Source organism: Anabaena sp. UHCC 0451 (assembly GCF_034931405.1).
In the GTDB taxonomy this organism is placed as follows: domain Bacteria; phylum Cyanobacteriota; class Cyanobacteriia; order Cyanobacteriales; family Nostocaceae; genus RDYJ01.
The window spans coordinates 1-26,147 of record NZ_JAYGHA010000031.1; the positions used below are offsets into that span (position 1 = coordinate 1).

The following is a 26,147-nucleotide window of genomic DNA, read 5'->3' on the forward strand; positions in this document are numbered from 1 at the left end:
GTCCCCAGAAGTTCATCAATAAAGAAATTGTGATGAAAGGATTTGCTTATAATTATGATAAGTATCGAAATTGTCCGAATCAGCCTATGATTGCAACTGCTGAAGCGATCGCTAAATGGGAAAAAATAGGAGTATGGAAAGGTGATCACCAAAAACCTTGGGAATACCGGAAAGCTAAACGGAAACAACGCGATTGAGGAGCGGGACCTTTATGGTCCCCGACGAATGAGCAAATTGATCAATTTCAACGACAATGATCCGAGCGATAGCGAGCAGTCCGGGTGGGTGGGTGGGCGTGAGCGAAGCGAACAAATCGACTAACTATGATGCAAACAAATCAACCCATTGATCTTAAAACCATGATAATTAAACACAATAAAAAAGACTGAGATTAAGACTGAAGACACTGTTAACACGATCTTAAAATTTGATATCAACCACGATTAATAAAGCCAGAGTCCATTTTAAAAAATCTTTATTAAAACCTAAAACCACGCTAATTAACCATAATAAAAAAAGACTGAGAGTAAAACTGATTAAACTGTTAATACACTAATAAAAAATAACAATACTCACTGAGAAATTTTAAAAACAACCTTTATTAAAATATAAAACAATATTAAACAAATAAATTATTAAAAATAGAAAATTGAGGGTAAGGGGAAATGGGGACTAGGGGACGGTGGAACTGGGGGATGGTGGGTGGGACGTTATATAAAATTAAATCCATAAAAAAAGGATACCTTCAACGATATCCTTAATTATTAGGGGAAAATAAGAGAGCGATCTTTATTGGCTAACCCTCCAATTTAATAATTCTCCGTAGGGGGGGTAGATTGAAAAAATCCTTATGGCTGGGGAAAAGCCCCTTTCCAAATATTTCATCTTAAGATCAAAAGGAATTCTATCGAAGCTGATAACTGTCAAATTATCTTCGTAGTTTCCTTGGTATTTTCTCCAAGGGCGAACGGAGTTGACCATATTTCTCATTGTTTATGTCCTGTTTTTCTAGTGGGAAATGAAGCGGGGAGCGATAGCGAATCGCTGCTGCAAGCAGGTCGCCTAAATGACGATCACTATAAAACTAATTAATTTTCTCCACTAACGTCTAATCCCCAACCATCTGTAATCATTCTCCCAAATCGATCATACTCAGGTTCTCCTTTTTTCCAAAGCTGGGGATCTGTATTAGCATCTTCAAGAATTTTATCAGCCCATTCTTCGACTTCAGACTGATTTAAATGCCCTTCTTGAGAGTATTTAACATCCTCAATGAAAAGCTCTGTGATTTTGGCATTTTCGCCATATTCTTCTTCTTGACGACCTTTAGCATTTGTATTTGAAGCTGAACAATCTAGTCCTTTCTTGTTGAAATTAAACATTTTATTCTCCTGCCTATGCAGCTAAGGCATTTAGTAAAAATATGCTGCATCCCTAATAGGGTTTATTCGTAAGGGAAAATAGGCGATCGCTCTATATCTGCAACTAAAGCGATCGCTCTATTTATCAATTAACTAGCCGTAATATTCACGGAAAACATAAACACCAGATGGGTGAGCTTTTACAGAATCATAGCCTTCTATAAATAATTCCCTAGCCACAGAATCCCAGTCAATATGTTGCGACCAGAATTTAAACTGTTTCTCAAATTCTGACCAGTTAAACATATTTTGCATTTCCTCAGACTTTAAAACAAAGTCTGTTTCTGATTCCCAATGTCCACAGTAATAACTACTAAATTCTTCTGCTAATTCTTCAATATCTGGATCATTGACTGGATCTTTTGCATAATTCAACCATGCAGCCATAGCAGCAGAATCACTAGCATTATCTAGAGCTTGGGCTAATTTGCTAACATAATCTAAGCTTTTATTTTCTCCTAATGAGAACTCGTGAAAATTTTCATAGTCATGAATTGCCCACTCTTCACAGGTTTCATCATCTGACATTGGGGACCAAGACAACATCCAGTTAATATCATCTTGTATGTCTTCTGGGTCTTGGGTAGCGTCAATCCATAGCCCGTGTAAATGTCCTGAGTTATAAGCAGATAAACAAGCTACATAGATTTTAGGGGTGTTTTCATCTGTGCATTCTCTTTCATGCTCAGGATATGGTAAACGACTTTTCAAGGGACTGGCTGAAGATTGACTAATTACCGGGCGCTCTACACCTGCTAAACTAATGGCTAAATTTAAGGCATTGTAATCAATGGTTTTGGATACCAATAAATTCTTTAATCGGCTAAATCCATACATTTGATTTTCAATGGCGATCGCATCTTGTTCAGAATCAAATATTAACCCGTACATACACACTGTTTTTAGTTCTTGAGGGAAATGAAGAGAAAAATTATTAAGGGGCAATAGCTATTACTTTTGTTCTGTGCCAACTTTGGGTTTACCCTTCCCTGCCGGGTTTTCCTGCTTCGTAGCTTGTGGCGGCCTTCGCACTTTCAGGTAATAGCAATTGCTTGAGGAGCGATCGCTATAGTTGCAATCGCGGGGGAATTAATTAAAAGGGAACTGCACAGCGATTAAAGAAAACTTGCAAGTCAGATGGATTTAACAAAACTTCCTTACCATCTGTTGTTAAACAACTAATTCTGAGATATTGTTTACCATCAATAACTTCCATCTTTGCGCCATTTACTTCTACGTAGTCATTGATTCCAGGGATAGGAATAAAAATTGATACAGGTGTAATTTGATCCTTCATTTGAGTAAATACCTTGGTCGGGTTTTGTTTACTCCTTTATTATAATAGGTATACTAATTATATGCAAGATATTTTTAACATTTCTTTACAATTTATTATAGGAATACTAATTATAATAAAATCGAAGTACAGAGTAGAAAGGTACGTAAAATGCCTAGACCTGGTGGAAATCCTGATCTATATAAATCTGGCTTTCAAGCAGCCGGAGACGAGCCGATTATTCATACCTTTAACGTGAAACTTGCTGAATCCATGAAGACTAAACTGGATTCAATGGGAAAACGTAAAAGTGAATTTGTCAGAAGAGCGATCGCCAAAGCTTTGGATGAATTGGATAAAAAAAGTGGGGAAACCCCCACAGACAACTAGAACAGAGCCAACTGAACAGGGGAGGCAAAAGCGGGAACAGGAGCGGGAACGCACAACCACCAACCAGCACCGGCACAGGACCAGGAGAAACTAGACCACGCAGGGGGGACAACACCAGAAGGCAACCACACAACCACACGACGACCCAAGCCAAGGGCAAGAGCGGCCGAACCCCACGAACCAGAGCCGCACCCACGAAACGAGCGACCAGGGCGGACACCAGCCGGACAACCGCCGGAGGGAACAACCACCAACAAACCACGGCGGCCAGGAGCAACAGACCGGACACAAGCAGCCGAACGTAACGCAAGCGCACCAACAGCACCGGCACGAGCAAACCGAGGAGCAGCCGCAGAAAAAACCAACAGGGAACGAGAACTACAAAAAACACCACGCACGGCCAAGTCAACACCACCAGCGCACCCCACAGAAACCCGACAACCAGAAGCAGGAACAACCGCACAAGCAGAGGCAAGCGCAGACAAAGCAGCAGGGGAAGGGGAACGAGAACCAGAAAAACCAACCGAACGCACCCCACGCAACAAACCAGCCAACGGAGAACGCAACGCAGAAACAGCAGCAGCAGCAGCAGCAGAAGAACCAGGAAACCGGACACGGAAACGGCCAACACGCACAAACCGAGGGCGCAACGCAACAACCAAAGACCGGGGGGGAAGGCAGGGAACGGAAACCCGGAAACGACGGCCAACACGCCGAACCACACAAAACGAACCAGAACCAAAGAAAGCCGCCGCCGCACGACTAGCAAAGGCACGAGCCACGGACAAAGAACCAAAGGAACAAACACAAACCCAGCCGGAAAAAGCACGAGAGGAGCGACGAACCGAACACACGCCCAAGCCAGGGAACGAGCCAGCAAGAGAAGCAACAACAGCAGAATGAGGAGCAGGAACAGAAGAGGAAACCACGGGAAAAAACCAACTCAGCTATATATATTATAGTAGGTATACCTATTATATGTCAAGGGGCAAAAACGACAAAATCCAATCACAGCAAGCAACACAGCCACTACTGCCATAATCACAAAAAAAGGTGGTCAACACCACCATTATTAATTAAATAATACATATATTACACAAACTACACTTTAACCTTTCTAATACTTAAACTCCATCTTTCATCTTTAACTTTACTAACTCCATGTGAAATTTTATTATTAAACTCAATAATCTCTCCATTACTTAAAATTTCACTTTTTCCCCCATACATAAATTCAACATTACCACCAAATAAATCATCTTTACTTACATTAATTACCACAACCTTGTTATCAAAAATTTCTCTATCTATATGACTTTTTAACTCACAATTAACACTATATTTATACAACAAAATACTATTCCAATCTTCTCCACTCCACAACTCATTACACTTATTTTTCAAACCATTATTAATTTCTAATCCTTCAAATATACTACAATTAAATCCTAGTTCTACCCCAACACCAAACCATAAACATTTTCTGCCACTAACATTTTCTTTTCTATTCCATCTTTCATTTTCTAACATTTTTTCATATTTTTTCACAAACTCCCAAATCTTTACTTGATCCACAAATCCTTTTCTAATTAACATCTTGATTTCTCTAACTCAACTATATATATTATAATAGGTATACCCATTATATGTCAATAGTTAAAAACAATAAAACTTAATCACAATCACATCAAGCCTCATATTTATTACTGTTAAAAAATGACTAATGACTGATGACTGATGACTAATGACTGATGGACATCCAAGATTTTTTATATTATTAGAAATTTCGGATTTATCCTTAATAATAGTAGATTTTTAAATATTTATAATCATAGTGCTTCACTATAATTTTTTCTATTTAAAAATTTACCAATGTTAAAGTTAAATCCGAAATTTAATAATATAAAAAATCTTGCCCCCAATAGTAACCGAGAAATTGGACTGCTGGGTTTTTGGTTTTTTCTATTCGTAAAATGTAACAACATTCTTTAAAAAATTGAAATTTTTATATCCTGCAAATTCTTGCACAAAAGATTGTTTTAAGCAGTGAAACTTAATCTTTAATATTTCATCTCGCCTTTTTATGGCTGCGATCGCTTGCTTCATTGCTTCCCCATCTTTTCCCCCAGGAATATGCAAGCATTTAACCATCCCATTTTTACCAGGAAGACCACCAATTTTAGAATACATTCTATAATATCTAATTCTGCCGGGAAAATTTGGATTATCGTTAGGATCTATTTTACCAATATATCTGGGTTTAAAATCATTGCAGTATCCTTTAATTACAGCTTCTTTGGGTGGTATCCATCCCTGTAATTTTATTTGTTCAATTTTAGTAATAACTTCTTTATAGGTCATGGGTGAATCATATTTATAACCATCTCTAGAAATCATGAATTTATCTTTATCTATTCTAACTAATTCATATCCTAAAGTAGACTCTATAAATCCTTTTAATTCTATATAATTAAAGCTTTTAGTATAAGTTTCCCATCTTGTTTTTTTATTTTTAGAATTAATCCCACCTTGAATATTGGTAGCGATCGCTAATATTTTATTAGTTAAATTCCATGCTTTTAATAATGCTTCTTTTCTTTGTTCAAAATCACTAATAACATTTAACACATAATTCATGGTGACAATATCAGCATTCTTAGGGGAAATTGGGAAGTAATGAGGATCATAGCCAGTGGAATTAAAGTCAAATTGAGATCGCAGTCTCTCCACATCTTGTCCGAACCCACAGCCGTAATCTAAATGACTATAATTTTTCTCTAAAATTCCTAAATTCAATAATTTTCTGATTAATGGTGACAACCGCTTTCTATTAGGTGCTGCTAAATATGATTTATCTATAGATATTTCTCTATGTATAAGTAGGTAAGCAAAAAAAATTAAAGGTGTGTAAAGATAAGTAAATACGGAAAAACATATATTAGGGTGATGTAAATATGGGGTCAAGGTTAAGGATATTCCTGACAAAAGAACAAGATAGAGAGTTGTTTGACCTGAGAACAGCAAAAGTACCACAGAAAGTAAAAGATAGAGCTGAAGTAATCAGATTAAATGCCGATGGTTGGTATGTGGAAAAAATAGCGGCTCACTTTGATTGGGGAGAACAAACAGTAAGACTCGTGTTGAATAAGTGGGAAAAAGAAGGAATAGAAGGACTCCATGAGTTACCAGGTCGAGGGAGAAAGCCAAAATTGATGGAAACTGACATTGAATATTTGGAAAAATGCTTGAAAGAAGAAGCAAGAACTTATAACAGTAAGCAATTAGCAGAAAAACTGGATAAAGAGCGTGGGATAAAAGTAAGTACCAACACAGTCAGACGGGGACTAAAAAAAAAGGGGTGAGATGGAAGCGAATAAGAATAAGTCATCAAGCAAAACAAGATCCAGTGAATCGTGCAAGTAAACAAGCCGATATGGATATGCTAGAACTGGCTGCGGCTAGTGGAGAAATAGACCTAAAGTATTTAGATGAATCAGGATTTTCAGCTTGGAGTGATTCAGGTTATACATACTATCAAAAAGGAGAACAAAAAAAGCTCGAACAAACAAAAAGACGTGGACGCAGAATCAGTATTATTGGGCTATTTCAGCCATTAATTAGCTTTATTTATGGTCTAGTAATTGGAGGAGTTAAGCGCAGTTCTTACATCAAAATGATGGAACAAGAGGCGCAAGAAGCATATGAGAATAAACGAATGAGAGTCATAGTTCAAGATAATGGACCAATACATCGTTGTCGAGAAGTTCAGGCATTATGGACAAAGTGGGAAAACATGGGTTTATATATGTTTTTCCTTCCTAAATATTGCTCGGAAATGAATCCAATTGAATTAGAATGGCAACATCTTAAACGAGATGAAATTGCCGGAAAAATGTTTGAGGATGAATTAGAACTAGCGTATGCAGTTATGGATGGTGTTGAAACCAGAGGTAAAAAAGGAAAACACCGGACAGAACGTACTAAATTTAACAAAGCTAATTAGGTTAACTTTTCTTTACATACCTTTAATTTTTTCTGCTCACCTACTTATCATCAATTTCATTATTAATTATTTCCCCTAAGAATCTTGACATATAATACGTATACCTATTATATTTAAGGAGTAAACAAACCCGACCAAGGTATTACAACAATGACAATATTATACACATCTGACGCTACGATGAAAGCGTTAGCGAAAAAAGTATTTGGCTATGCGGGTAGAACGTTCAAAGTAGTTGGCAGAACACATTACACATTAGCTAACTTTTGGAATGGTGGAAGCAAAGAATTTGCTGTAATGTTTTCTAGAGATGGTCAAAGATTTGATTTAAAGCCAGAAACAACAGATCCTTATCAAGTTGGATCAATTCAAACTTTTGAGATTCCTGTTAATCATTTCATAATTACTCATTCAATCATTCAAGGTCAAGACAAAGGTATTACTTTTTATGTTCATCCTGAAGAGTTACCTAATGATTTACCTGCTAGTGATGAGTTAACCATACAGGCTAAAATTGTTCTCTTCTGCTACAGATGCTATAAATCTAGCTACGCTGGCATCAAAGATTATCGCCAGCACGAAGCAACCCAAATTATCAAACCTTCTGAATACGAAATAGCAAAGCAAGAATTAATCACCAAAGGTTTAATTTCTGCTAGGAACAGCCTAACTACTGGAGGTAAAAACATTGCGGCTGGTTTACCTGACATTTACCAATTAACACAACAATATCAAGCTAAATAATAAAAAGAGCGTTCACGGAGCGATCGCTTTCTTCCCTTCATTTCCCTCAAGAAAAATTTTCACGACATCAAAGGCAATTATGAATTTACCAACTAACGCAGACTTTGCAATTTTGCGCTCGCTATCTATCAGAGAAAATGCTTTTTTTGTATTAATCAAACATGATGATGGTATTTCTTCAACTGGTGTACTAGTAGATATTCCTAAACAAGATGAACATGACGGGGGATGGCAACTATTTGGAGAAATTAAATACAAGTCGGAGCGGACTGCGATTATTGCATACAACAAAATGACCAAATCTACCCCAGTCAAGGTTTATTAACTAAATAAATAGATTAGATTAAAACAACATCTAATCTATTAGCTTTGTCTATCGTGGGGCAATTTAGCAGCGATAATTTAAATCCTACAACAGTTAGACAAGATGAAAAAGAAGAAACTGCGAAAACGCGGTTACTACTAAAACATCTAGCCTAACTGTTGGTCTTTAAATTAACACTACTAAATTGCCAAAATTTCCCCATTTAATAATAAATATTAATCATAAATTTATTGGATTAATTATTAATTATTTTCCCTCAATAATTTATAGTAAAATACTTGATATTAATGAGTATACCTATTATAATAGAAAGTAATAAAACCCGACCAAGGTATTACAACAATGGCTACTCAAAAATTTTCTGCTAAAGCACACACACGAGAAAATTATAATTACTCTAATTTTCACAAATCATTATTGCATGAAAATAATGCTGAAGATTACGCTTTGCGTCATATTTATAGCTTGGAAAATACTAAAGAATTACTGAAAAGATGGGGATGGGCTGAGGAGCAAATTAAAGTAGGTATTGACAATATTACCATTGATGTTTACGAGAGAGTTGTTTACATTCATATACCTGGATTTATTATTAAACGGGGTGAGAAAGTAAAAATTCGTGGTATTTCTCGATTTGTTTCTAAAGCTGATTATGTAGATGTTTTGGTAATGCGCTGCTGGTCAAAAGCTGATCCCTATAAATTAGAATTAGGTACAGAATGGGATGAATTTATTGTTAAGGGAAATACTGATGAATTTTATGAATTAAAGCTTTTACGCTACAATATAACCTGTACTTGTTACGCTTATCGAGGCATTGAAAAAGCATTTGATCAAGATTATAAAGCCAGTAAATATCTTTTAAACCATGCGATCGCCTGTGGACAAATCCCCGATAAACATATATTCGCAGTCTGGAAATATTTGCGAGCAGAAAATCAACATCAGTATGAATACTGTTTCTTAGAGCGCAGAGATAAAGCTATACGTAATCATGAATATGATTATGAAGACTTTGATAGCGAATCGCTGCTGCAAGCAGATCAGAATGCTAGTGAAGAATTCTTAGAAGACATAGCTTTTTACTAAAAATCATGGCCGCAGTCCACAGCCATTAATTGAGGGCAGGTAAACAAAATCCGACCAAGGTATTTAATCCACCTGCTTAACTAAAGGATAGCAAAAATTATGGAGTTTCATGAAATTCTAGCAGAGTTAAAAAAGCCATTCAAACCAACTCAACACCAGGAGCGGCCTTTACCCGGTGGTGGACGTTGGTTTTATATTACTTGGCAGGATATCAGAGAAAGACTTGATGAGGTTTACCCTGAATGGTCTTGCACCTGGACCGAGCCAGTTTTTATAGGTGATTACTGTTTTATTAGTTGCACCATTTCTATTGCTGGTGTATCCCGACAAGCTCCAGGTAATGCACCTATACAATTACTTTCTAGTAATGGCAAAGATATGAGCCGTGGTACACCAATCGAAAGAGCCACTGCTGATGCTTTCAAAAATGCTGCTGAAGCTTTTGGTGTGGCCAGATATCTTGATGATCAAAGATTAACAGCTTCTTTGATGCACAAACAGGGCGATTATCGAGCCTCTAAGTTTGCTAGGGAAAATGAAGAGATAGCATTAGGAGCTAGGGGATCACCAATTAAAAAATCAAAGTCTAAACCAATTAGTGATATTTTTTCACCTGAATCTCCCAGAGAACCCGACGTAATCACCCCAAATCAAGTAAATTTTTCATCTGAATCCCCTAAAGAACCTGATGTAATCACTCTAGATCAGGTAAAGCGATTATGGACAATCGCACGTAAGGAATATCAATTATCTGACGATGATGTGAGACAAGTTTTAGCAAAATTTCAATTAGAATCTACACGCGCTATACCATCTACTCTGTATGATGCTGTCATGCGTGAATTAGGTAACGTCTCACCAGTTAATTTCTAATCCCTTACGAATAATTATCATAATGCGATTGAGCTTTGCTCGCTGCCATCATGTATGCAAACTGCTTGCAGCAGCGCCGAGCTATCGCATATTTCCCCTAAGAATTTTTCAACCGTTGAACGATCGCAGCCAATATGACCCCCATCTCAGCTTTATCCATCAGTGAGATTTGATGAATATTGGCACTCAGGATATTAGCAGCATTTAATTGAGATGGTTTAGCTATAACTTGTAATTCTTCATTACCCAGTAAATACTTAACCAGTTTTGCTTTATCGTCAATTGATAGCTTTAGCACTGCATTCTGAATAAAATTAAATTTTTCAGCGTCTGGAATATTGTCAAACTCTATGCTGTTGTTGCGCTGATTAATAGATAAAAGTATAAGATGCAATGAAAGCTGGCAATTCATTTTCAGCATTGGCATAAGCGTAATTGGCAGATATATATAATTAATATCTTCCAATAGTCAAAAGCATTGAAGCGTAAAAATACTGATATAACACTGAATTAAGCACTGATTTTTTGCCGGGAATTTTGGAAAGCTTGGGAAATAGCAGAAAGTATTTCTACTGTTTCGCTATCCTCCAAAAAAGGAATTAACTTAGCAATATCCTTACCTCGCAACTGTTTAAGGTCAAATATACCTATTACACCAGAATTAGCGATCGCTGAAATTACCTCTTCTTTATCAGTTTCCCCTAAGAATGGGATTATCTCTGCAATATCCTTACCACTTAGGTATTTACTCATTTGCTGAGGTGCAACCTGACGCACACCTAAGCTAGTATAAGCATCATTTTTGATGTCCTCTGGTAAGCAATCCAGAATTTTAAAATAGAGTTCAGCTGCTAAATCTTTTTGCTGACCTTTCAATAATTTGCTAATTGCACTAGCTGGTACTCCACTTTCCGCAGCTATCCGTGATGCGGTTTTACCTTGAGCGATCGCTTTCTTAAGGGAATTTACCAAAATTTCTCTATGTTTCATATTACGTTATAGAAATTCATGCTACTATTTCTTTATAGCAATTTCTTGAGTTTCTGCCAACAGTACCACAGCAGTATTAACTTTTGTAAAAGTGGCGTGTAACTAAGAATTGCCAAAGCTACACACCAACATCTTCTTTTGTCATTATGACACAGATCACAAAAAATCTGTTCCCACTTTCGAGTTATTTTCAACAAGTTTTTTCTGACTCAGTATTTTTGCTAAGGTTCACCTCTTCAAGTCTTGACGTTCTTGCAACTTTTGAAGAGGTAGAGGTTTAATCATGATTCCTAAACCTAAAAAAAACCAACAGGGGAATGTTGTGGGAGACTTCTACCCGCTTCAAAGAGAAGAGTTAATTGCACTTCGTAAAGCAAAATTAATTAACAATACAGCTTTTGTTCATTTAGCTCTTAGATATGAAAATCCTTACTGTGACCGATCTATTTCATTGATTCCCAAAGAATTTGCTTTAAGGTGGCAGATTCCCGAAAGTAGCGTTTACGAAGCCATTGGAAAGCTTAAGTCATGCAATGCGATCACTATAAAGTCCGGTAAATTAACCATTGAGTGGGTTGATTCTCAACAAGACAATAATTCTGACAATCCAGAAAAAATTCTGGAATCCCAGAAAAAATTACAGAATCCCAGAAAAAAATCTGAGAGTTCAGAAAAAATTACGGAATCCCAGAAAAAATTACGGAATCCCAGAAAAAAATCTGAGAGTTCAGAAAATCAACCTCCAGAACCCTTACCAGACAAGACTTCTAAAGTCCCTCATACTATTCAGACTAATTCAGATATTTCAAACACTACAGATCAGGATTGTGGTGTTGAAAATTTTGATTTTCAAGAAGAGGAGCAACCGTCAGGCGTTAACGTTTTATTGGAGTTTGAAGAGCAACTAAAGATTTACCAGATTTACCTAAGCGTCTTTGATCAAGAATCTGGCCTCTTGATTCCTAACCCCAAGGTTGAAAGTATTTACCAAATTATTGAGGGAATGTCACCAGAAAAAGCCGAGTCATCTATTCGGGCTTTCTTGGCATGGCTTTCTACTGCAAAAAATGTCCGGTGCAAATATGCAGCTTTCGCTGCTTCACTTCGTAACCAGTGGGAGATAAACCAATGAGATATTTAACTTTACTTTTCCCAGAGGGATCAAAGCAGTGTCTCTTGTGGGGACGTTACCCGACGATTGAACGTGCTGAACAAAGCTGTAAAGGCTGGCTTGAGCTTGAGCCTAATGGCAGAACCATCACTTTACCTATTCAAGATAATTCGATTTTTGGAAGTTACAAGGGCATTGCTTCAAAAAATAGTGAATTTAATGGGGGGAAATAGATCATGGCTAAAAAACACGCTGCTGTTAAAACTTCTGAACCCGCACCCGCTTTATTTTCTGCTGAACAGTATTCTAGTGGGATAGGGGATATAGAGATTCAATCCTATGATCCTTACTGGGATGAGCTTTTATCCGAATCTAATCAGCAAACTGCTTCTTCTCTAGATAGATTAATTCCTGTTAACACAAAAATAGGTGTATTCATTGTTGAACAGTCTGATATTTGCTTTCACTTAGGAATTATCGTTGATACCAATGAATCAGGATTTTTTGTAGATTGGTTGAATTTTGGTGAATCTTCAGAAGACATCAATTTTCTTTGTGGTACTAATTGTTTTAACAACTGGGAACGTGATCCAGAAGCGATCGCTAAATTATCTATTGCTCCCGAATCCCTCATTAATACATTCCTAGCTGCAAATCCTGACTTTTCCCTTAAGAATGAAGACAGAAGCTTTCAGGTAGGTGATTTTAGTAATGAGATAATTTCCCTTAAGAATGAAGATAGAAGCTTTCAGGTAGGCGATAAGCTACGCTTCACCTATGGCGATCGCGAATCGCTGCTGCAAGCAGATCGCTTATATTCCCAACAATTACAACGTAGTGGAAAAGTTGTAAAAATTGGTAAATCTGGATTTTCTATTGAGTGGCAGGGATGGGTAAAAGTTCCTTACTCATTTTCCCAAATTGAAGAATTACAACTATCAAAAGTAGAGGAATCAATATCATGCTCAAACACGCTGCACTCTTCGCCGGAATCGGAGGGTTTGAACTCGGAATTAAAGCCGCAGGTGCAACAAACATCAGAACTGATATCTTCATTGAAAACAACCCAGAAGCTCAACGAGTCCTCAGTTACCGATTCCCTAAAATTAAACAACATTCAGATATTAGAGACTGGCAACCAGGACCAGGACAATTCAACTTGTTCACAATCGGATTCCCCTGTACAGGTACATCAATCGCTGGTGACGGATCAGGACTTGACCACCCAGAATCAAGTATGTGGTTCTATGCTTTGCGAGCGATCGCCCAAGGAAGACCTGATTTCATTATTGTTGAAAACCCCACAGGACTTATCAGCAAAGGACTTAGAGCAATTCTTGGGGGACTCCGAATGGTTGAATACAGTTACGAAGATCCGCAAATCATATCAGCAGCGGAACTCGGCGCACCCCATGAAAGAGAAAGGCTGTTCATCATTGCCTACACCAACAACATATCCCAAAGGTTCAGGGAAGTGCCGACCGGCTGGCACGAACAGATTAGAGCAGAAGTTGAGGCCGTTTATCAACAAGGGGGACAAGCTACACCCAATGGTGGCGGGGTGGATGATGGGATTCCCAATTGGTTGGGTAGAGTACCCATTGGCGGACACTGGAGAAATACTATCAGTGCAACTCCCGCTTATCCAGCCACAGGACACCACCTCAAAAACAGACGAGAGTGTATTGATTTGTACGGTAGAGCCGTCACTCCCCAACAGGCAGAAATTGTCCTCAAACGAGTTTGTTATCTTGCAGAACTCGCAGGAATTGTTAACACCGACAAACACCGACAATCAAACCACGACACAAGCGGTAACGGAGCAGGGGGAAGTTTCTACAATCTTGACAACCCCGACAATACAAGCAGAAAGGGGACAAGGTGTAAAGAACAGGGGGAAGAATATTTTTACCAATGCCCCATGCCCAATGCCCCATGCCCAATTACCTAATTTTAAAACTGGTGAATACATCCTTAATGGCAGAGTAGGGGAAATTATAGAAGATAGCCCCGGTGAATACTTTACTGTTAAATATAGTTTGACTGACCCCAATGATCTTAGATGCTATTTCTTTGGTCAAGATGACCAACTGATTGAGCAGTTAGTAATTGCACCCCCAGATTTAATAGAACAATTCTTAAGGGAAAATTTGGTCACTGAGCTTTGTCCAAGTGCTGAACTATTAATTGAACCTGAAGTTTCCCCCAAGAAAAAGATAGCATCAGGTAGTCTTGCACCTTATTTAGAAAATAAGAAGCTCAAGGATGGAAGAATAGTTACATATCCCAGAGTTGAAGGGGTAAGGGATAAATTTAACCATCTGCATTGGCGCTGGGGTTATTATTATGAAGTTAAGGTAGATGGTGAATGGAAGAATAGAAGCTTACCTACACCCGCTAAAATAGTTCCACAGGTGAAAATCATGATTGAAAATCATTGTTCTGTGGATGAAATAAAGAATTTTATTCTTCAGTGTAAAAATAAAAAGGCAGATGTTACCAATACTTAACTATAATCCATGCTCCATCACGGAGCTAATTATTTTCTTGGGGGAAATTTTGGAGGGTGATATCAATGCTATTGCTAAATGAGATCGCAACCTTACACCGCACCTTTGCAAATTTTCTTGGGGGAAACTTTAACGAGTAGGAATTGGAGAGCGATCGCCTTGAGGGGCGTAGCCAATCGCGTGACAGTGCTTTTTATGTAATATCGCATTACACCGCACCTTTATAAATTTTCTTAGGGGAAATTGTTATATAGGGCAACTGCTTGCAGCAGTGCTTGGCGATCGCTAGATAATTTAAGATGTTTGAATTTAACTTATAAAGTCTCAATAACAGAATAGATAACAATCAGGAGACCAAAAATGCCAAAAATTGTGATTCATGAGTATGAAAGAACAGCACAGTATTTTAGAGAAGATTTAGGTAATGATATTCAACTGGACATGATGTTAATCCCTGGTGGCACTTTTACGATGGGTTCACCAAAAGAAGAGAAAGATAGCCGTGATAATGAACGTCCACAACATCAAGTGACAATCAAACCATTCTACATGGGGTGTTATCAAATCACTCAAGCACAGTGGAAATTTGTAGCTAAACTCCCACAAGTCAATAAAGAACTAGACCCAGACCCATCTAGATTTAAAGGAGCAAACCGCCCTGTTGAAAGGGTATCTTGGTATGATGCAGTGGAGTTTTGTACAAGGTTGTCAAATCATACAAATAGGGAATACAGGTTGCCGAGTGAAGCAGAATGGGAATATGCCTGTCGAGCAGAAACTATTACACCATTCCACTTTGGAGAGACGATTACCACATATTTAGCTAACTATGATGGTAACTACACCTATGGTCAAGGACCCAAAGGAAAATATCGAGAAGAAACAAGAGAAGTAGGCAGCTTTGGAGTAGCGAATAACTTTGGATTATATGATATGCACGGGAATGTAGACGAATGGTGTTTAGATGATTGGCATGATAATTATACAGATGCACCAACAGATGGGAGTGCGTGGATTGACGGTAATGATAAACTAAGTGACAAGCCAGGACGCGCTGTACTGCGGGGTGGTTCTTGGGTCAACATTCCTAAATACTGCCGTTCCGCGTCTCGCGACTACAACAATAGGGACGAGCGCGACAACATCATCTACACTTTTGGTTTTCGTGTTGTTTGCGTTGTTGGGAGAAATTTCCGGTAGCTCTTTATACTTTTGCACTTTTGCACTTTACACTTGTTCTTTTTCTTAGCGTAGCAAAGCGGAGCGTTAAAATTTTTTTTGCAAAAATGGTCTATAGAAAGTGCAAACGAGTTCATCGGACGGAATAGTTTATTTGTACTATTAAATTCAGTTGTTGTTATACAACAGGTAATTCCCAATCCAAAATCCAAAATGGCATTAGGAGGGTTGAGCAAGTCTTCGGCTTTCACCTACCAAGCTACCCAACCCAGTTTTATTTTCGGATATCGTTACCGACATCACAGGTGTAGGCTGAACTCTTCGGTTGCACTCTTGACAGATTCCCACCTGCCAACTCTCGCGGTAAAGAGTTCTCCCAACAACGCAAACAACACGAAAACCAATATTGTTGTTGATGTTGTCGCGCTCGTCCCTATTGTTGTTGTTGCGAGACGCGGAACGGCAGTTTTTAGGATTGTTGTTCCAAGAACCACCCCGCAGTCGGGTTCGCCTACCCCTTCTCTACTCCCTCAACCAAGTAAGTGAAGTAAATATCTGTTGGCGCAGTTGCCAAGTATCCCCATGATCCAAGTGAGCGAACCAACTTTGTAGAGATTGATTCACCTTTTCCAATTCGATTTTACCTTGAAGATAGTCTGTTTGCAATCGCTTGAGTCTGCGTCTTGCTTGATGTAAATTGCTATTTCGTACCCGAATTGTATCTGCAAATATTCTAAACCCTAAAAAACTTGCACCAATTTTTGTAGCAAATAGTTGACTTTTAATTGGGTGAATTTTCAGCCTTAAGTTAGCTAAATATTCTTCTATAGCTAATCTGGCTTCTGCTAATAACTCTCTCTCATCACTAAATAAAGCAAAGTCATCAACATAGCGGACATATTTACATATTTTTAGCTTGTCTTTAATAAAATGGTCAAGACTATTTAAATAAATATTGGCAAAAAACTGGCTGGTTAAATTTCCAATTGGTAAACCTCGTCTGCGGGTTACAGGAGTCAGTAAATCATCTCCAGGAAAATAATCAATTACTGTTTCTTGTTCGTTACTGTTGTCAATAATAGTCTCAATTAGCCACAGAGTTTCAGCACATTTAATTTTCTGGCGGATTAATTCTTTTAAAATTATATGGTCAATACTGGGAAAATATTTTTTAATATCACATTGCAGGACATAATTGCTGCTTCTAGCAAAGGTAGTAAATTTTTTCAAAGCTCTATGTGTGCCAAAACCAAGTCTGTTAGCATAAGAATCAGCTATAAAAATTCTCTCGAAAATTGGTACTATTACATTGCAAAGAGCATGATGAACAACTCTATCGCGATAGGGTGCTGCTGAAATTAGGCGGCTTTTGGGATTTATTAAGTGAAAGGTGCGGTAAGCCCCTGGCTGATAAGTTTTATCGGTTAACTGTTTCTGTAATCTAATTAATTCTGTTTCTAAATGAAAATTAAAATCTAAAACATTGTCTCGAAATCGTTTCCCTTTTTGTGCCTGACGTGATGCTAAAAGTATGTTTTCAAAAGTAATAATTTGTGGGTAAAGATTACCGTAACGTTTCATTTGTGCCTATAATTCAGATGGGTTTGTTTGTACCTTTTATTTCTTCTGCCTCCTACCCGGTTGGTAAGTGAAGTTGAACCACTGCCTCCTGCCTTTATTATATTAACTTAATGTTCTCTATTTCTTTGTTTTTTAATCCATCCACCTAGTTCTGTACCAATTTCATCTATCAGCTTAATAGCATATTCATATCGTTCAACTGACATTCTGTTAAAGTCTAGCATCATTCGTGTCTGATATCGCAAAATATCTAGTTTTGTATTCAGAGATTCTAATTGAGGAAGTTTATTTTTTGCGTATTTGGCTTGAATTAAACCTTCTAATAAATCATACAGTTGATTAATAATTCTGTCTCCTAATGTGAACTTATGAATTTTTGGTAATCGCTCAATAATTGGCACATACCATTTAATACAGTCATAGGTCTTTTGGATAACTGATAATTCCTTCATTCTTTAACAAACCTTAACATTACATTTTGTCTAAAAAAATTTGAGTTGCCATGAGACGACAAAAAGAGCAATTTGGTGACTCTCCAAAACTAATTTTTTGAAAAAAAAATTTTAACGCTCCGCTTTGCTCCGCTAAGAAAAGTACAAAAGAACAAGTGCAAAGTGCAAAAGAGGAAGAGTATAAAGGGCTACTGAAGAATTCTCCCAACAACGCAAACAACACGAAAACCAAGACCGTTGAAGATGAGGTCGCGCACGTCCCTAAGGTTGTAGTTGCGAGACGCGGAACGGCAGTAGTAAGGAATGTCGTTCCAAGAACCACCCCGCAGTACAGCGCGTCCTGGCTTGTCACTTAGTTTCTCGCCGCTATTAAACCAAGCACTTTCATCTATGGGCGCATCTTTATAATTATCATGCCAGTCATCCAAACACCATTCCCAGACGTTGCCGTGCATATCGTATAAGCCAAAGTTGTTGGCTACTCCAAAACTACCTACTTCTGTTGTTTCCTCTCTATAAACTCCTTTGACCCCATCTCCATAGGTGTAGTTACCATCATAGTTAGCCAAATCCGTTGTAATTGTCTCGCCAAAGTGAAATGGTGTGGTTGTTCCGGCTCGACAAGCATATTCCCATTCTGCTTCACTAGGGAGGCGATAATTTTTACCTGTATATTCAGATAGGCGATCGCAAAACTCCACTGCATCATACCAAGACACCCTTTCAACAGGGCGGTTTGCTCCTTTAAAATTAGACGGATCTTGCTCTAACTCACGGTTCACTTGGGGTAACTGTGCCACAAATCGCCATTGTGCTTGAGTGACTGGATATTTACCCATCAAGAAGGGTTGCACGGTGACAGAATGCTGGGGACTTTCATCACTCTGACGTTCTAATTCCTTTGAAGGAGAACCCATCATAAAAGTGCCACCGGGAATTGTCACCATTTCTAAGGTGAGATTATCACCTAATTTTTCCAGGAAATAATCTGCTTGTTGTGGTTGACGTTTAATGTTTAATTGGGGCTTTCCTATATTAAGGCGTGGTTTTTTAAGTTCTATAGTGGCAACTTGAAAATCAAAGGTGTAGGTTTCTTTGATTTCGATGGTAGCTACTTTAAAGGTTTTAATAGAAGAATTAACTAAACTTTTTGGTATGGTTAAATTATCACCCGCTATCTGATACGAGCTTGTAATTTCTTCTTGCTTGACTGTTTCAGGTTTCCTTAGTAAGTCATTAACTACCTGAGCATATTTTAATAAATCTTGAAACTGCTCTGGTTTAGCTGTTTGTGATTTATTTATCTGTTGTTTAAAATCTTCAGCAATTTTGTATAAGCGGCTGATTTCTGCCTTATTTATTATAGATTCATTAATAGATTTAGCAATTTCTCTAACAGTTTGCTCTGTATCTAAATATAACATTGCTCCCCATTTCTGCGTTTGTATATCTTTATTTCCCAGAAATGGATTAGTTTTAGCTAAATGCTTAACATAATTCAATAATAAACGAGCAATTTCCTTAATTCTTTTCTCGCCAAATCTTTCATCTTGTTCCAACTGCTGTAATAAATAAACTCTGACTGATTCATCCATTACATAAAGTTCATAACCCACGGGACGACACAAATCAGATAACAATAAATCAGCTTCTGCAATCCAGGGTACTCCTTCGCTTTTGAGAAACTGGACTCTAAGATAGTTAACTAATTCTGGAGTTAATACTAAAGGTAAAGCTGCATGATAAGCTAACAAACGATAAGAAGACTCAAAACGACTGACAAATCGCTCTACTTTATTCTGGGCTATGATTTCATCTGTAATTTGAGTCATGTTAATTTTATTGTTACCTTTGTAATGTTGCGATCGCTTGTATTAACCCCTCATTATTCATGGGAAACATTGGTACTAAGTGGGAGATGATTTTAGCACTGGTACTATTCCAGCGTAATTGGGGAACAGGATTAAGCCATGCTATTAAATTAGTATGTTGTTGAATTTCCCAGATTACCTCTGTCGTTGCGGATATTCTTTCTCTACGTCGGTATCCTCTGGCTGCACCCCCATCACTAACAATTAATACTCTAGTTTCACTATCACATTGACTTAAAACTGTTTCTAAAGCAACTTTATTAGTTAAAAACCGATTTTGATAAATGTATTCTGCTGGAAGATTATGAAAATAAGCAACATCAACTTTTTCTATAGAACTTTCATATTGAGCCGTTTCTACTAAATCTTTACTAAAATGATGGAAAGGAGTCATTGAACCTTCCTGATCTACTAAAATCAGCAAGTGAGCATGATTTTTTTCTCGCCGACGATAAACAGGTTGTAAGAAAAACCCTTGTTTGGTGGCTTCTTCTACTGTCATCTTGATATCTAAAATATCCCTAACTCCATCAGCAATAGGACGGCGTAAATACCGCCAGCTATAAACCATAAAACGGCGTGAAATGGGATAATGAGTGTTAAACTCATCATCATTGTCATATTCCTGTATTGCTTGAGGAGTGGTAACAGCTAATGGTGATAAATCCTGAATCGCTGGTTTGCTTGTCACCATAGGAGAGGTTTCAATTGAGGTGCTAGAAGCAACTGTTAATGATGAATCTGAGTTAATTTTGTCATTTTTTACATCTTCTTGGCTTTTTCCAGATTTCTCTTTTGTTATTTCTACAGTTTCTTCAGATTCAACAACAATGGTATCAAATATCAGTTCTAGATGCTCTTGTTGTTCCGCCGATTTACACCATAGCAAGCGTAAAAGTTTTTTAAAGTCTTTTTTATTTTGAGTTCCCCAACCTTCAGCGATCGCATCTAAAGCAGAAAAATATTCCCTGACACTTAGATTAAAACCGTCTTCACGCAAACGGTAAAAAAGGGTTTTTAAGTAAGGTTCTGGTTGAAACATGAGTCACACAATTTTGGATTTTAGATTTTAGATTTTAGATTGACCATAGTAAGTATGTTAATTTTATGTGTTTTGAAGCAGTTTTCTGAAAAATTATTGATGCTACCGTTGGTAAATGTTCATTCTAGGCTGGATTGGGGAAAAGATGTATTTTTTTGCCAATCTTGACGAATTTTAAAAATTAACTCTCGATAAGGAATTAATTTACCTCCCTCTAACTCATCAGCAGGATAAGGGGGTTGAGGATTTTGTTTGCTTTGACAACGGTAAAGTGCATCTATCCAGTCTAAAAATTCACTTGTCCCAGGGATTTTAAATAATCCTTTATCTTCTCTAATTTTCAAAAAGAGTTTAGCTGCTGCTTGTACTAATTCATTAGGAGGATTGAGCTTTTTTTTAGTCTCTTGCTCTTGCTTGTATTTATAATGAAGATCAACAATTTTTTGAAGTTCACCAGGGTTATTTGGAAATTTGACGTAATAATAGATACAGCGCCGTAAAAAAGGAGCAGGTAAATTTCCTTTTTCTTTATTACTGGTAATAATTACAATGGGTTGACAATCAGGATTGGCTGTAATTGTTTCTCCTGTTTCTCTAATTTTAAACTCCCAAGGTTCATCTAAAACAGTTAGTAAATCATTGGGAAAATCAATATCTGCTTTATCAATTTCGTCAATTAATACCACCGCCGGTTTTTCTGAGCGAAAAGCTTTACCAATTGCACCAAAAGTTCGATAATCTTCAGGATTACTGGGATTCCTCTGATTATCTTCTTTAACTCGATTTTGATTGCTTGTGTCTAACTTTTGAGTTTGAACGTCATTCTGATTATCTTCTTTAACTTGATTTTGATTGCTTGTGTCTAACTTTTGAGTTTGAACGTCATGAAGTCTGAGAATGGCATCATATTCATATAAGCCTTCTTGTGCTTTAGTAGTTGAGCGAATATCCCAACGATAAAAGGGTAATCCTAATTCATAAGCAATTGCGATCGCTAATCGAGTTTTTCCACAACCGGCTTCTCCTTCTAATAGCAGGGGACGACGCAAGAAAATGGCTAAATTAACTGCATCAATCAATTCATCAGGTGCAATATAGGGTTCAACCTTTGTGGGTGAATCAGTATGAGGATTAGCAGGACGTTTTTGTGGGTTGTTTTCAAATTGATAAGTCATTTTGATTTTTGATTGAATAATTAACAGGAAGTAGGTGAATGGGTTAAATTATGCCATTGTTGTTCTAAAGCATAGCAAACATCTCTAGGTCTTCCGTCAGTTTCATTATAAATTTTGGTACTTATGCTTTCTCTCCGGCTATTTTTTAAATTGGTAGTTGGATAGGATTTTAGCCATTCATAAATGTCTTGTTTTTCCCAATTATCCAGCAATGGAATTTTTACTAACTTGTCCCGTGTAAAAAAAGCATCATCTTGATTCAAATGACAGGATAATCTTTGACTAATTTCTAAATTAGAAATAATAACAGCGAAAACTTTAATTCCACAGAAGTCTTGAGTTACTTCCTGAATTTTTTTTTGTAAAGGTTGCCAAAAATCTTGAATAAACCAAGGAATCAAAGGGTCAATCTCACTAGCTTCATTAATATCACACTTAATTTCTATAAAGAAAACTGAATTGTTCTGCAAAGAATTACCAAGATTTTCTATAACTAATTTGATATATTCATTTAACGGCATTTTTTGTGATTTAATGTTATTAAAATATTCGCCAATTTTCTCTACTACACCGTCGAAGTTGCCTGAAGTATATGTTGTATAGAATTCACGAAAATTTCCTCGACGGGGTTTTAATTCATTTCTTAGCCTTTTTAAATATAAATCCCCTTGTCTAATTAAATTCTTTTCCATCAAAAATAATACAGTATCTCCTTTGTCATTAAAATGAGATTTAATTTTTGTAAATTTTTTTTCTGCTTCTCGAAAATCTATATAATATATAGATTCATGAAAATCTAGGTATTCATTAAAATTTAATTGTTGCTGATTTTTTGGTGCAGGCTCTTCTAAAGGGGTACTGTTAACAATATTAAGTTTATTTACTACTGTATCAATCCGTGTCTTTAAATCATGAGAGACACGCTTCATTTCCTCCTGTTTGTTAAAAATTCCACTTAATAGCTGATAAGTAATTTCTTTGATTTTTAGGTTATCAGGATTTTTCTCATAAGCTCCCAAAATTAAATCTAATACTTTATCTTTCGTTTCAGCCCATTCAATTAAGTCTAAAATAACCGTTAGGATTTTAGAGTTTTCAGTAGTCACATTTGCTAAATTTTCATCTAGCTTAAATTTTACCATGAGTCGGATATCAGAATAGGTTGGATAGCCATCTAACAATGCATCAAATAATTTTTCTGATTCATCTTTCTTTAACTTCATTCTTTTTTAACTCAATTTACGTTGTTCTAAAGGAACGAGTGGAATAACGGCTGTATAGAGTATCATCAAAATTGAGCCATAAATAGGATAATACCCAGGAATAGATTTAAACGGTTCACCACCAATAGCTATAGCCCAAACTATAAATGCTCCTACAGAAATAATCGCTTGTTTGATGGTTGGCTTCTGTTTTGAATCAGATGGTAATAAGCGAATATAAGCAAAAGTTAAAAACAAACAAAATATAAATATTCCCCATAAAATCCTGCTTTGAGGAATATCATTATTTCCTTCTATCATTGTTTTGATGGTAATCCATACTCCCACGGTTTCTGAGGGAATATATTTCATTACTTTGTCTAAATAACCATCTACATCTGATTGTTGTCCAGATGCTTGTAATTCTGTTTCAATAATACGGCGACTCATATTTTCCCGTGATTAATTAATCAAGTTTAATTTGAATAGATTTTTGAAGTAAATTATCGTAAATGGCGTTTAATAAAATTCCTTCACGGATTGAACCGAAAGATTTAGAGCGTTGAGCATGATGTAACGCTACTAATTCACCATTTTCATTAAAGCATGGTGAACCACTAGAGCCTCCTGACGTTTTATTTATATACTGGACTAATCCACTGTTAGGATAAACTCCTGTAATACCATCACAAGTAATAGAAAGCTTCATTGACTCTCCATTGGGGTGTTGTAAAATATTAATTCCATCGCTTTCAGAAAGGGCAATATTGGAATATTGAGCAGGTTTAATCATTGCATCTTCTGAATTTAAAGCTTGATTAAAAGTGTCTTCAATTTGTAGTAAAACATAGTCTAATTTTTCTACTGGACTAAAAGCAATAATGGGTTTTTCAGCATTTAATCGAAACAATTTTGAGGGGGTTTCTTTTCCATCCTCTAAACTAAAACAACCAAAATGAAGCCTAATATTCTTAGCATTCGCTTCTAGATCATCATCATTGTTGCGTTTAACCACATGATAATTAGTTAAAATATATTTGCTAGTTACCAAAACTCCAGTTGCTGTAATATTTAAATTAGGTAAGTCAACGCGACATACTGATTTAGCTTGTTCAATTATTCTTTGTAAAAAGCCAACATCATACCAATCTGGTTGCTTTTTAAAGAAGTTTTGTAACTCAATTTCGTTTGTCTCTCCATGCCAATCAATATCGGGACCAAAATCTCTAGGATGAACAGCATTAGGGTCTAAGATTGCTTTTTGTTTAAAGCCTTTAAATACTGTTTCATAAAAATTTTTCAACTCTGGATTATGAGGATTTTTTTCATAAGCTCCTATAATTAGAAGTTCTAACTTACCCCTTGATTCAGATGATTCAATGAGATTAAAAACAACAGTTTCTAAATCGCCTCTTCCTGCAAATCTCTCTAAGTTTTCCCCTAGCGTTAATTTAACCATGATTTTGAGCTTGTCATAATCTCGATAAGCATCTAACAAAGCCTCAAAAAGTTTTTCAGTTTCTGAACCTGATAATTTCATTTTTAATTGATGTCACTCTTTTTTATTAATAGTTCCAACTCACTCATTTTTCTTTCTAACTCACCCACCCTTTGATTCAACGGCACATTGTCAGCACAACCAATATACTGAGCGATCGCACTGACAACCACATCAGTTTTCGACGTACCAGTTAGCTCAACATAGTTGTTGAGTTCTTGCAGCAGAGATGGAGGCATTCTGATAGCGATTTGTGGTTTGACCATAGCTGATATTCCGTAACTCTACGGCATACTACCAACTGTATAACAAAGTATTGCTAGTTCTAAACAATTCTTCACTCAAGTAGCGTCTTTCACATAAGCGATGGGTTATGGCTGACGCTAGTATCTTAGCTGAACTGCTTGCAGCAGCGCCGAGCGATTGGCTACACCAGCGCCGAAGGCGATACCTTCGGTAAGCTACTGCGATCGCCCTCCTACCTTTTTCTTGAGGGAAAACTGAAAGACTGGGGAAAAGGTCTTAGGGATAGGTGCAGAATTTTCTTGAGGGAAAACTGAAAGACTGGGGAAAAGGTCTTAGGGACAGGTGCAGAATTTTCTTGAGGGAAATTGTAAATTAGCATCAAAAAACCCCAGTTAAAACCGGGGCTGAAAGAATAGCGTTTGAGGTAACTTATTTTTTAATCAAGATTTGTCTAATCAGAATACTCATGAACTCCCCAGCATTACCTGTGGGTATAAGGTCGCTCCAGTCCCCAACCTCTGCATAGCCAAGCACTTGTAAATTAGGGATTGTACCAATTACTGCTGTGCGTGAGCCAATCAATAAATGTTTTAGGGGTTCTCTGCCAGCAGTGGGTTCTTTGAAGTAGCTGATTTGGTTGGTTTCTACACCTGATAAAAAACTTTGAACTTGTGTCATGATTTATTTACCTGTAAGGGTTAAGGCGAACTGCTTGCAGCAGCACACCCGCGATCGCAGATTCTTCCCGGAACTTGAGCGATCGCGAAGTGTAGCGAAGCTATCGCCTTATTTTTATCTTAACTGTTACCGTGCAATCTCGCAATCTCGCAAAAGCTCCAGTTTAACAACGGAGTGCGAGAATACGAGATATCGAGATAACGGTGTAATGATGGCTAAAAAGATTCCAGAGGGAAAAGCAGAGTTAAGCGTGTATGTAGATAAGGAATTAAAGCTGAGGTTTAAGGTGGCCTGTACTCAGCAGGATAGACCAATGGGTGATGTGGTATCAGAATTAATTGAGGATTGGTTATCAAGGGAGCAACAAAAATCTTGATTCCATTCTTAGAGGAAACCCCAGTGCAGCTTCCTATGGAAAATTCTTAGAGGAAAAGTTAATGTTGGGGTGTGGGCATCGTTCAATATGCAGCCCGGATCATGATTGTCCTTTT

At 37.1% G+C, this 26,147-nt stretch carries 33 protein-coding genes; 14 read left to right on the forward strand and 19 right to left on the reverse strand.

Annotated elements, in window-relative coordinates:
* A partial coding sequence (locus VB694_RS19660; RefSeq protein ID WP_323362019.1) for a thermonuclease family protein occupies nucleotides 1–197 on the forward strand: 197 nt, incomplete at its 5' end.
* An 891-nt stretch (nucleotides 198–1,088) separates the two neighbouring features.
* Here VB694_RS19660 and VB694_RS19665 read toward each other — a convergent pair.
* The 3 genes from VB694_RS19665 to VB694_RS19675 all read right to left on the reverse strand — a co-directional run bounded on the left by VB694_RS19665 (nucleotide 1,089) and on the right by VB694_RS19675 (nucleotide 2,718).
* Nucleotides 1,089–1,382, reverse strand: coding sequence for a hypothetical protein (locus VB694_RS19665; protein WP_323362020.1), 294 nt, complete (start codon nucleotides 1,380–1,382; stop codon nucleotides 1,089–1,091).
* Nucleotides 1,383–1,514: 132 nt separating this feature from the next.
* Entirely contained in the window at nucleotides 1,515–2,312 is a 798-nt protein-coding gene (locus tag VB694_RS19670) for an antirestriction protein ArdA (protein WP_323362021.1), read from the reverse strand.
* A 202-nt stretch (nucleotides 2,313–2,514) separates the two neighbouring features.
* A complete protein-coding gene (locus VB694_RS19675; protein ID WP_323362022.1) occupies nucleotides 2,515–2,718 on the reverse strand; it encodes a hypothetical protein in 204 nt (67 codons plus the stop codon).
* A gap of 150 nt (nucleotides 2,719–2,868) precedes the next feature.
* On the opposite strand from VB694_RS19675, the gene VB694_RS19680 reads away from it, so the two are divergent.
* The gene (locus VB694_RS19680) at nucleotides 2,869–3,087 is read left to right on the forward strand and encodes a hypothetical protein (RefSeq protein ID WP_323362023.1); all 219 of its coding nucleotides are present in this window, start codon (nucleotides 2,869–2,871) and stop codon (nucleotides 3,085–3,087) included.
* Here VB694_RS19680 and VB694_RS19685 read toward each other — a convergent pair.
* From VB694_RS19685 to VB694_RS19695, 3 genes are all read right to left on the reverse strand, one after another.
* The gene (locus tag VB694_RS19685) at nucleotides 3,084–4,016 is read right to left on the reverse strand and encodes a hypothetical protein (protein ID WP_323362024.1); all 933 of its coding nucleotides are present in this window, start codon (nucleotides 4,014–4,016) and stop codon (nucleotides 3,084–3,086) included. The genes VB694_RS19680 and VB694_RS19685 overlap by 4 nt on opposite strands.
* 172 nt (nucleotides 4,017–4,188) lie before the next feature.
* Nucleotides 4,189–4,683, reverse strand: coding sequence for a hypothetical protein (locus tag VB694_RS19690; protein WP_323362025.1), 495 nt, complete (start codon nucleotides 4,681–4,683; stop codon nucleotides 4,189–4,191).
* Nucleotides 4,684–5,049: 366 nt separating this feature from the next.
* Nucleotides 5,050–6,051 (reverse strand): hypothetical protein, encoded by a 1,002-nt coding sequence (locus VB694_RS19695; protein WP_323362026.1) that lies wholly within the window; start codon nucleotides 6,049–6,051, stop codon nucleotides 5,050–5,052.
* On the opposite strand from VB694_RS19695, the gene VB694_RS19700 reads away from it, so the two are divergent.
* The 5 genes from VB694_RS19700 (at nucleotide 6,042) to VB694_RS19720 (ending at nucleotide 10,121) form a co-directional block, all read left to right on the forward strand.
* Nucleotides 6,042–7,090, forward strand: a protein-coding gene (locus VB694_RS19700; RefSeq protein ID WP_323362027.1) for an IS630 family transposase whose coding sequence is annotated in 2 segments (ribosomal slippage) — nucleotides 6,042–6,434 and nucleotides 6,437–7,090 — 1,047 coding nt in all. Because the reading frame shifts where the segments join, the coding sequence is not laid out codon by codon here. The two genes, VB694_RS19695 and VB694_RS19700, sit on opposite strands and share 10 nt — an antisense overlap.
* 150 nt (nucleotides 7,091–7,240) lie before the next feature.
* Entirely contained in the window at nucleotides 7,241–7,834 is a 594-nt protein-coding gene (locus VB694_RS19705; RefSeq protein ID WP_323362028.1) for a hypothetical protein, read from the forward strand.
* A gap of 79 nt (nucleotides 7,835–7,913) precedes the next feature.
* Nucleotides 7,914–8,159 (forward strand): hypothetical protein, encoded by a 246-nt coding sequence (locus tag VB694_RS19710; protein ID WP_323362029.1) that lies wholly within the window; start codon nucleotides 7,914–7,916, stop codon nucleotides 8,157–8,159.
* Between the two features lie 342 nt (nucleotides 8,160–8,501).
* Nucleotides 8,502–9,248 (forward strand): hypothetical protein, encoded by a 747-nt coding sequence (locus VB694_RS19715; RefSeq protein ID WP_323362030.1) that lies wholly within the window; start codon nucleotides 8,502–8,504, stop codon nucleotides 9,246–9,248.
* Between the two features lie 99 nt (nucleotides 9,249–9,347).
* The gene (locus VB694_RS19720) at nucleotides 9,348–10,121 is read left to right on the forward strand and encodes a hypothetical protein (RefSeq protein ID WP_323362031.1); all 774 of its coding nucleotides are present in this window, start codon (nucleotides 9,348–9,350) and stop codon (nucleotides 10,119–10,121) included.
* 97 nt (nucleotides 10,122–10,218) lie between these two features.
* On the opposite strand, the gene VB694_RS19725 is transcribed toward VB694_RS19720, so the two are convergent.
* Together VB694_RS19725 and VB694_RS19730 are read right to left on the reverse strand one after the other, a co-directional pair.
* Nucleotides 10,219–10,548 carry a hypothetical protein gene (locus VB694_RS19725; protein WP_323362032.1) on the reverse strand — a complete coding sequence of 110 codons (330 nt, stop codon included), beginning with the start codon at nucleotides 10,546–10,548 and terminating at the stop codon, nucleotides 10,219–10,221.
* A gap of 83 nt (nucleotides 10,549–10,631) precedes the next feature.
* Entirely contained in the window at nucleotides 10,632–11,111 is a 480-nt protein-coding gene (locus VB694_RS19730; RefSeq protein WP_323362033.1) for a hypothetical protein, read from the reverse strand.
* 283 nt (nucleotides 11,112–11,394) lie between these two features.
* On the opposite strand from VB694_RS19730, the gene VB694_RS19735 reads away from it, so the two are divergent.
* Nucleotides 11,395–12,243, forward strand: a complete 849-nt coding sequence (locus VB694_RS19735; RefSeq protein ID WP_323362034.1) for a hypothetical protein — start codon at nucleotides 11,395–11,397, stop codon at nucleotides 12,241–12,243.
* Nucleotides 12,240–12,455: a hypothetical protein gene (locus VB694_RS19740; protein ID WP_323362035.1), complete on the forward strand. Its 216-nt coding sequence runs from the start codon at nucleotides 12,240–12,242 to the stop codon at nucleotides 12,453–12,455. The genes VB694_RS19735 and VB694_RS19740 overlap by 4 nt, the downstream gene beginning before the upstream one ends.
* A gap of 230 nt (nucleotides 12,456–12,685) precedes the next feature.
* On the opposite strand, the gene VB694_RS19745 is transcribed toward VB694_RS19740, so the two are convergent.
* A complete protein-coding gene (locus tag VB694_RS19745) occupies nucleotides 12,686–12,856 on the reverse strand; it encodes a hypothetical protein (RefSeq protein ID WP_323362036.1) in 171 nt (56 codons plus the stop codon).
* Between the two features lie 327 nt (nucleotides 12,857–13,183).
* On the opposite strand from VB694_RS19745, the gene VB694_RS19750 reads away from it, so the two are divergent.
* The 4 genes from VB694_RS19750 (at nucleotide 13,184) to VB694_RS19765 (ending at nucleotide 15,932) form a co-directional block, all read left to right on the forward strand.
* Entirely contained in the window at nucleotides 13,184–14,173 is a 990-nt protein-coding gene (locus tag VB694_RS19750; protein WP_323362037.1) for a DNA cytosine methyltransferase, read from the forward strand.
* Nucleotides 14,151–14,732, forward strand: a complete 582-nt coding sequence (locus VB694_RS19755) for a hypothetical protein (RefSeq protein ID WP_323362038.1) — start codon at nucleotides 14,151–14,153, stop codon at nucleotides 14,730–14,732. Before VB694_RS19750 ends, VB694_RS19755 begins: the two co-directional genes overlap by 23 nt.
* 78 nt (nucleotides 14,733–14,810) lie before the next feature.
* Complete coding sequence (locus VB694_RS19760; RefSeq protein WP_323362039.1) at nucleotides 14,811–14,933, forward strand: hypothetical protein; 123 nt, start codon at nucleotides 14,811–14,813, stop codon at nucleotides 14,931–14,933.
* A 159-nt stretch (nucleotides 14,934–15,092) separates the two neighbouring features.
* Nucleotides 15,093–15,932, forward strand: a complete 840-nt coding sequence (locus VB694_RS19765) for a formylglycine-generating enzyme family protein (protein ID WP_323362040.1) — start codon at nucleotides 15,093–15,095, stop codon at nucleotides 15,930–15,932.
* A 501-nt stretch (nucleotides 15,933–16,433) separates the two neighbouring features.
* Here VB694_RS19765 and VB694_RS19770 read toward each other — a convergent pair.
* From VB694_RS19770 to VB694_RS19815, 10 genes are all read right to left on the reverse strand, one after another.
* Complete coding sequence (locus VB694_RS19770) at nucleotides 16,434–17,492, reverse strand: RNA-directed DNA polymerase (RefSeq protein ID WP_323362041.1); 1,059 nt, start codon at nucleotides 17,490–17,492, stop codon at nucleotides 16,434–16,436.
* Nucleotides 17,493–17,599: 107 nt separating this feature from the next.
* Nucleotides 17,600–17,944 (reverse strand): diversity-generating retroelement protein Avd, encoded by a 345-nt coding sequence (gene avd / locus VB694_RS19775; RefSeq protein WP_323362042.1) that lies wholly within the window; start codon nucleotides 17,942–17,944, stop codon nucleotides 17,600–17,602.
* 188 nt (nucleotides 17,945–18,132) lie between these two features.
* Nucleotides 18,133–19,776 (reverse strand): formylglycine-generating enzyme family protein, encoded by a 1,644-nt coding sequence (locus VB694_RS19780; RefSeq protein WP_323362043.1) that lies wholly within the window; start codon nucleotides 19,774–19,776, stop codon nucleotides 18,133–18,135.
* 13 nt (nucleotides 19,777–19,789) lie between these two features.
* Nucleotides 19,790–20,857: a VWA containing CoxE family protein gene (locus VB694_RS19785; protein WP_323362044.1), complete on the reverse strand. Its 1,068-nt coding sequence runs from the start codon at nucleotides 20,855–20,857 to the stop codon at nucleotides 19,790–19,792.
* A 119-nt stretch (nucleotides 20,858–20,976) separates the two neighbouring features.
* Nucleotides 20,977–22,032 (reverse strand): MoxR family ATPase, encoded by a 1,056-nt coding sequence (locus VB694_RS19790; protein WP_323362045.1) that lies wholly within the window; start codon nucleotides 22,030–22,032, stop codon nucleotides 20,977–20,979.
* A 20-nt stretch (nucleotides 22,033–22,052) separates the two neighbouring features.
* Nucleotides 22,053–23,255, reverse strand: coding sequence for an effector-associated domain EAD1-containing protein (locus tag VB694_RS19795; RefSeq protein ID WP_323362046.1), 1,203 nt, complete (start codon nucleotides 23,253–23,255; stop codon nucleotides 22,053–22,055).
* Between the two features lie 6 nt (nucleotides 23,256–23,261).
* Nucleotides 23,262–23,684: a hypothetical protein gene (locus VB694_RS19800; RefSeq protein ID WP_323362047.1), complete on the reverse strand. Its 423-nt coding sequence runs from the start codon at nucleotides 23,682–23,684 to the stop codon at nucleotides 23,262–23,264.
* A 16-nt stretch (nucleotides 23,685–23,700) separates the two neighbouring features.
* The gene (locus VB694_RS19805; protein ID WP_323362048.1) at nucleotides 23,701–24,774 is read right to left on the reverse strand and encodes a trypsin-like peptidase domain-containing protein; all 1,074 of its coding nucleotides are present in this window, start codon (nucleotides 24,772–24,774) and stop codon (nucleotides 23,701–23,703) included.
* Between the two features lie 2 nt (nucleotides 24,775–24,776).
* Entirely contained in the window at nucleotides 24,777–24,998 is a 222-nt protein-coding gene (locus VB694_RS19810; protein WP_323362049.1) for a DNA-binding domain-containing protein, read from the reverse strand.
* Between the two features lie 409 nt (nucleotides 24,999–25,407).
* Nucleotides 25,408–25,656: a hypothetical protein gene (locus tag VB694_RS19815; protein ID WP_323362050.1), complete on the reverse strand. Its 249-nt coding sequence runs from the start codon at nucleotides 25,654–25,656 to the stop codon at nucleotides 25,408–25,410.
* A gap of 34 nt (nucleotides 25,657–25,690) precedes the next feature.
* Between VB694_RS19815 and VB694_RS19820 the strand changes: the two genes are divergently transcribed.
* On the forward strand, nucleotides 25,691–26,032 hold the full coding sequence (locus VB694_RS19820; RefSeq protein WP_323362051.1) for a plasmid partition protein ParG: 342 nt from the start codon (nucleotides 25,691–25,693) through the stop codon (nucleotides 26,030–26,032).
* Nucleotides 26,033–26,147: the final 115 nt, after the last annotated feature.

Bases quoted from the DNA above. Each gene is read 5' to 3' on its own strand.
- VB694_RS19790 (WP_323362045.1), bottom strand. From the start codon at position 22,032: ATGACTTATCAATTTGAAAACAACCCACAAAAACGTCCTGCTAATCCT.
- VB694_RS19795 (WP_323362046.1), bottom strand. From the start codon at position 23,255: ATGAAGTTAAAGAAAGATGAATCAGAAAAATTATTTGATGCATTGTTA.
- VB694_RS19810 (WP_323362049.1), bottom strand. From the start codon at position 24,998: ATGGTCAAACCACAAATCGCTATCAGAATGCCTCCATCTCTGCTGCAA.
- VB694_RS19715 (WP_323362030.1), top strand. From the start codon at position 8,502: ATGGCTACTCAAAAATTTTCTGCTAAAGCACACACACGAGAAAATTAT.
- VB694_RS19670 (WP_323362021.1), bottom strand. From the start codon at position 2,312: ATGTACGGGTTAATATTTGATTCTGAACAAGATGCGATCGCCATTGAA.
- VB694_RS19675 (WP_323362022.1), bottom strand. From the start codon at position 2,718: ATGAAGGATCAAATTACACCTGTATCAATTTTTATTCCTATCCCTGGA.
- VB694_RS19665 (WP_323362020.1), bottom strand. From the start codon at position 1,382: ATGTTTAATTTCAACAAGAAAGGACTAGATTGTTCAGCTTCAAATACA.
- VB694_RS19725 (WP_323362032.1), bottom strand. From the start codon at position 10,548: ATGCCAATGCTGAAAATGAATTGCCAGCTTTCATTGCATCTTATACTT.
- VB694_RS19805 (WP_323362048.1), bottom strand. From the start codon at position 24,774: ATGAAATTATCAGGTTCAGAAACTGAAAAACTTTTTGAGGCTTTGTTA.
- VB694_RS19770 (WP_323362041.1), bottom strand. From the start codon at position 17,492: ATGAAACGTTACGGTAATCTTTACCCACAAATTATTACTTTTGAAAAC.
- VB694_RS19755 (WP_323362038.1), top strand. From the start codon at position 14,151: ATGCCCCATGCCCAATTACCTAATTTTAAAACTGGTGAATACATCCTT.
- VB694_RS19720 (WP_323362031.1), top strand. From the start codon at position 9,348: ATGGAGTTTCATGAAATTCTAGCAGAGTTAAAAAAGCCATTCAAACCA.
- VB694_RS19815 (WP_323362050.1), bottom strand. From the start codon at position 25,656: ATGACACAAGTTCAAAGTTTTTTATCAGGTGTAGAAACCAACCAAATC.
- VB694_RS19780 (WP_323362043.1), bottom strand. From the start codon at position 19,776: ATGACTCAAATTACAGATGAAATCATAGCCCAGAATAAAGTAGAGCGA.
- VB694_RS19680 (WP_323362023.1), top strand. From the start codon at position 2,869: ATGCCTAGACCTGGTGGAAATCCTGATCTATATAAATCTGGCTTTCAA.
- VB694_RS19710 (WP_323362029.1), top strand. From the start codon at position 7,914: ATGAATTTACCAACTAACGCAGACTTTGCAATTTTGCGCTCGCTATCT.
- VB694_RS19760 (WP_323362039.1), top strand. From the start codon at position 14,811: ATGAGATCGCAACCTTACACCGCACCTTTGCAAATTTTCTTGGGGGAA.
- VB694_RS19730 (WP_323362033.1), bottom strand. From the start codon at position 11,111: ATGAAACATAGAGAAATTTTGGTAAATTCCCTTAAGAAAGCGATCGCT.
- VB694_RS19800 (WP_323362047.1), bottom strand. From the start codon at position 23,684: ATGAGTCGCCGTATTATTGAAACAGAATTACAAGCATCTGGACAACAA.
- VB694_RS19690 (WP_323362025.1), bottom strand. From the start codon at position 4,683: ATGTTAATTAGAAAAGGATTTGTGGATCAAGTAAAGATTTGGGAGTTT.
- VB694_RS19745 (WP_323362036.1), bottom strand. From the start codon at position 12,856: ATGAGGGATTCGGGAGCAATAGATAATTTAGCGATCGCTTCTGGATCA.
- avd (WP_323362042.1), bottom strand. From the start codon at position 17,944: ATGAAGGAATTATCAGTTATCCAAAAGACCTATGACTGTATTAAATGG.
- VB694_RS19735 (WP_323362034.1), top strand. From the start codon at position 11,395: ATGATTCCTAAACCTAAAAAAAACCAACAGGGGAATGTTGTGGGAGAC.
- VB694_RS19765 (WP_323362040.1), top strand. From the start codon at position 15,093: ATGCCAAAAATTGTGATTCATGAGTATGAAAGAACAGCACAGTATTTT.
- VB694_RS19785 (WP_323362044.1), bottom strand. From the start codon at position 20,857: ATGTTTCAACCAGAACCTTACTTAAAAACCCTTTTTTACCGTTTGCGT.
- VB694_RS19750 (WP_323362037.1), top strand. From the start codon at position 13,184: ATGCTCAAACACGCTGCACTCTTCGCCGGAATCGGAGGGTTTGAACTC.
- VB694_RS19740 (WP_323362035.1), top strand. From the start codon at position 12,240: ATGAGATATTTAACTTTACTTTTCCCAGAGGGATCAAAGCAGTGTCTC.
- VB694_RS19705 (WP_323362028.1), top strand. From the start codon at position 7,241: ATGACAATATTATACACATCTGACGCTACGATGAAAGCGTTAGCGAAA.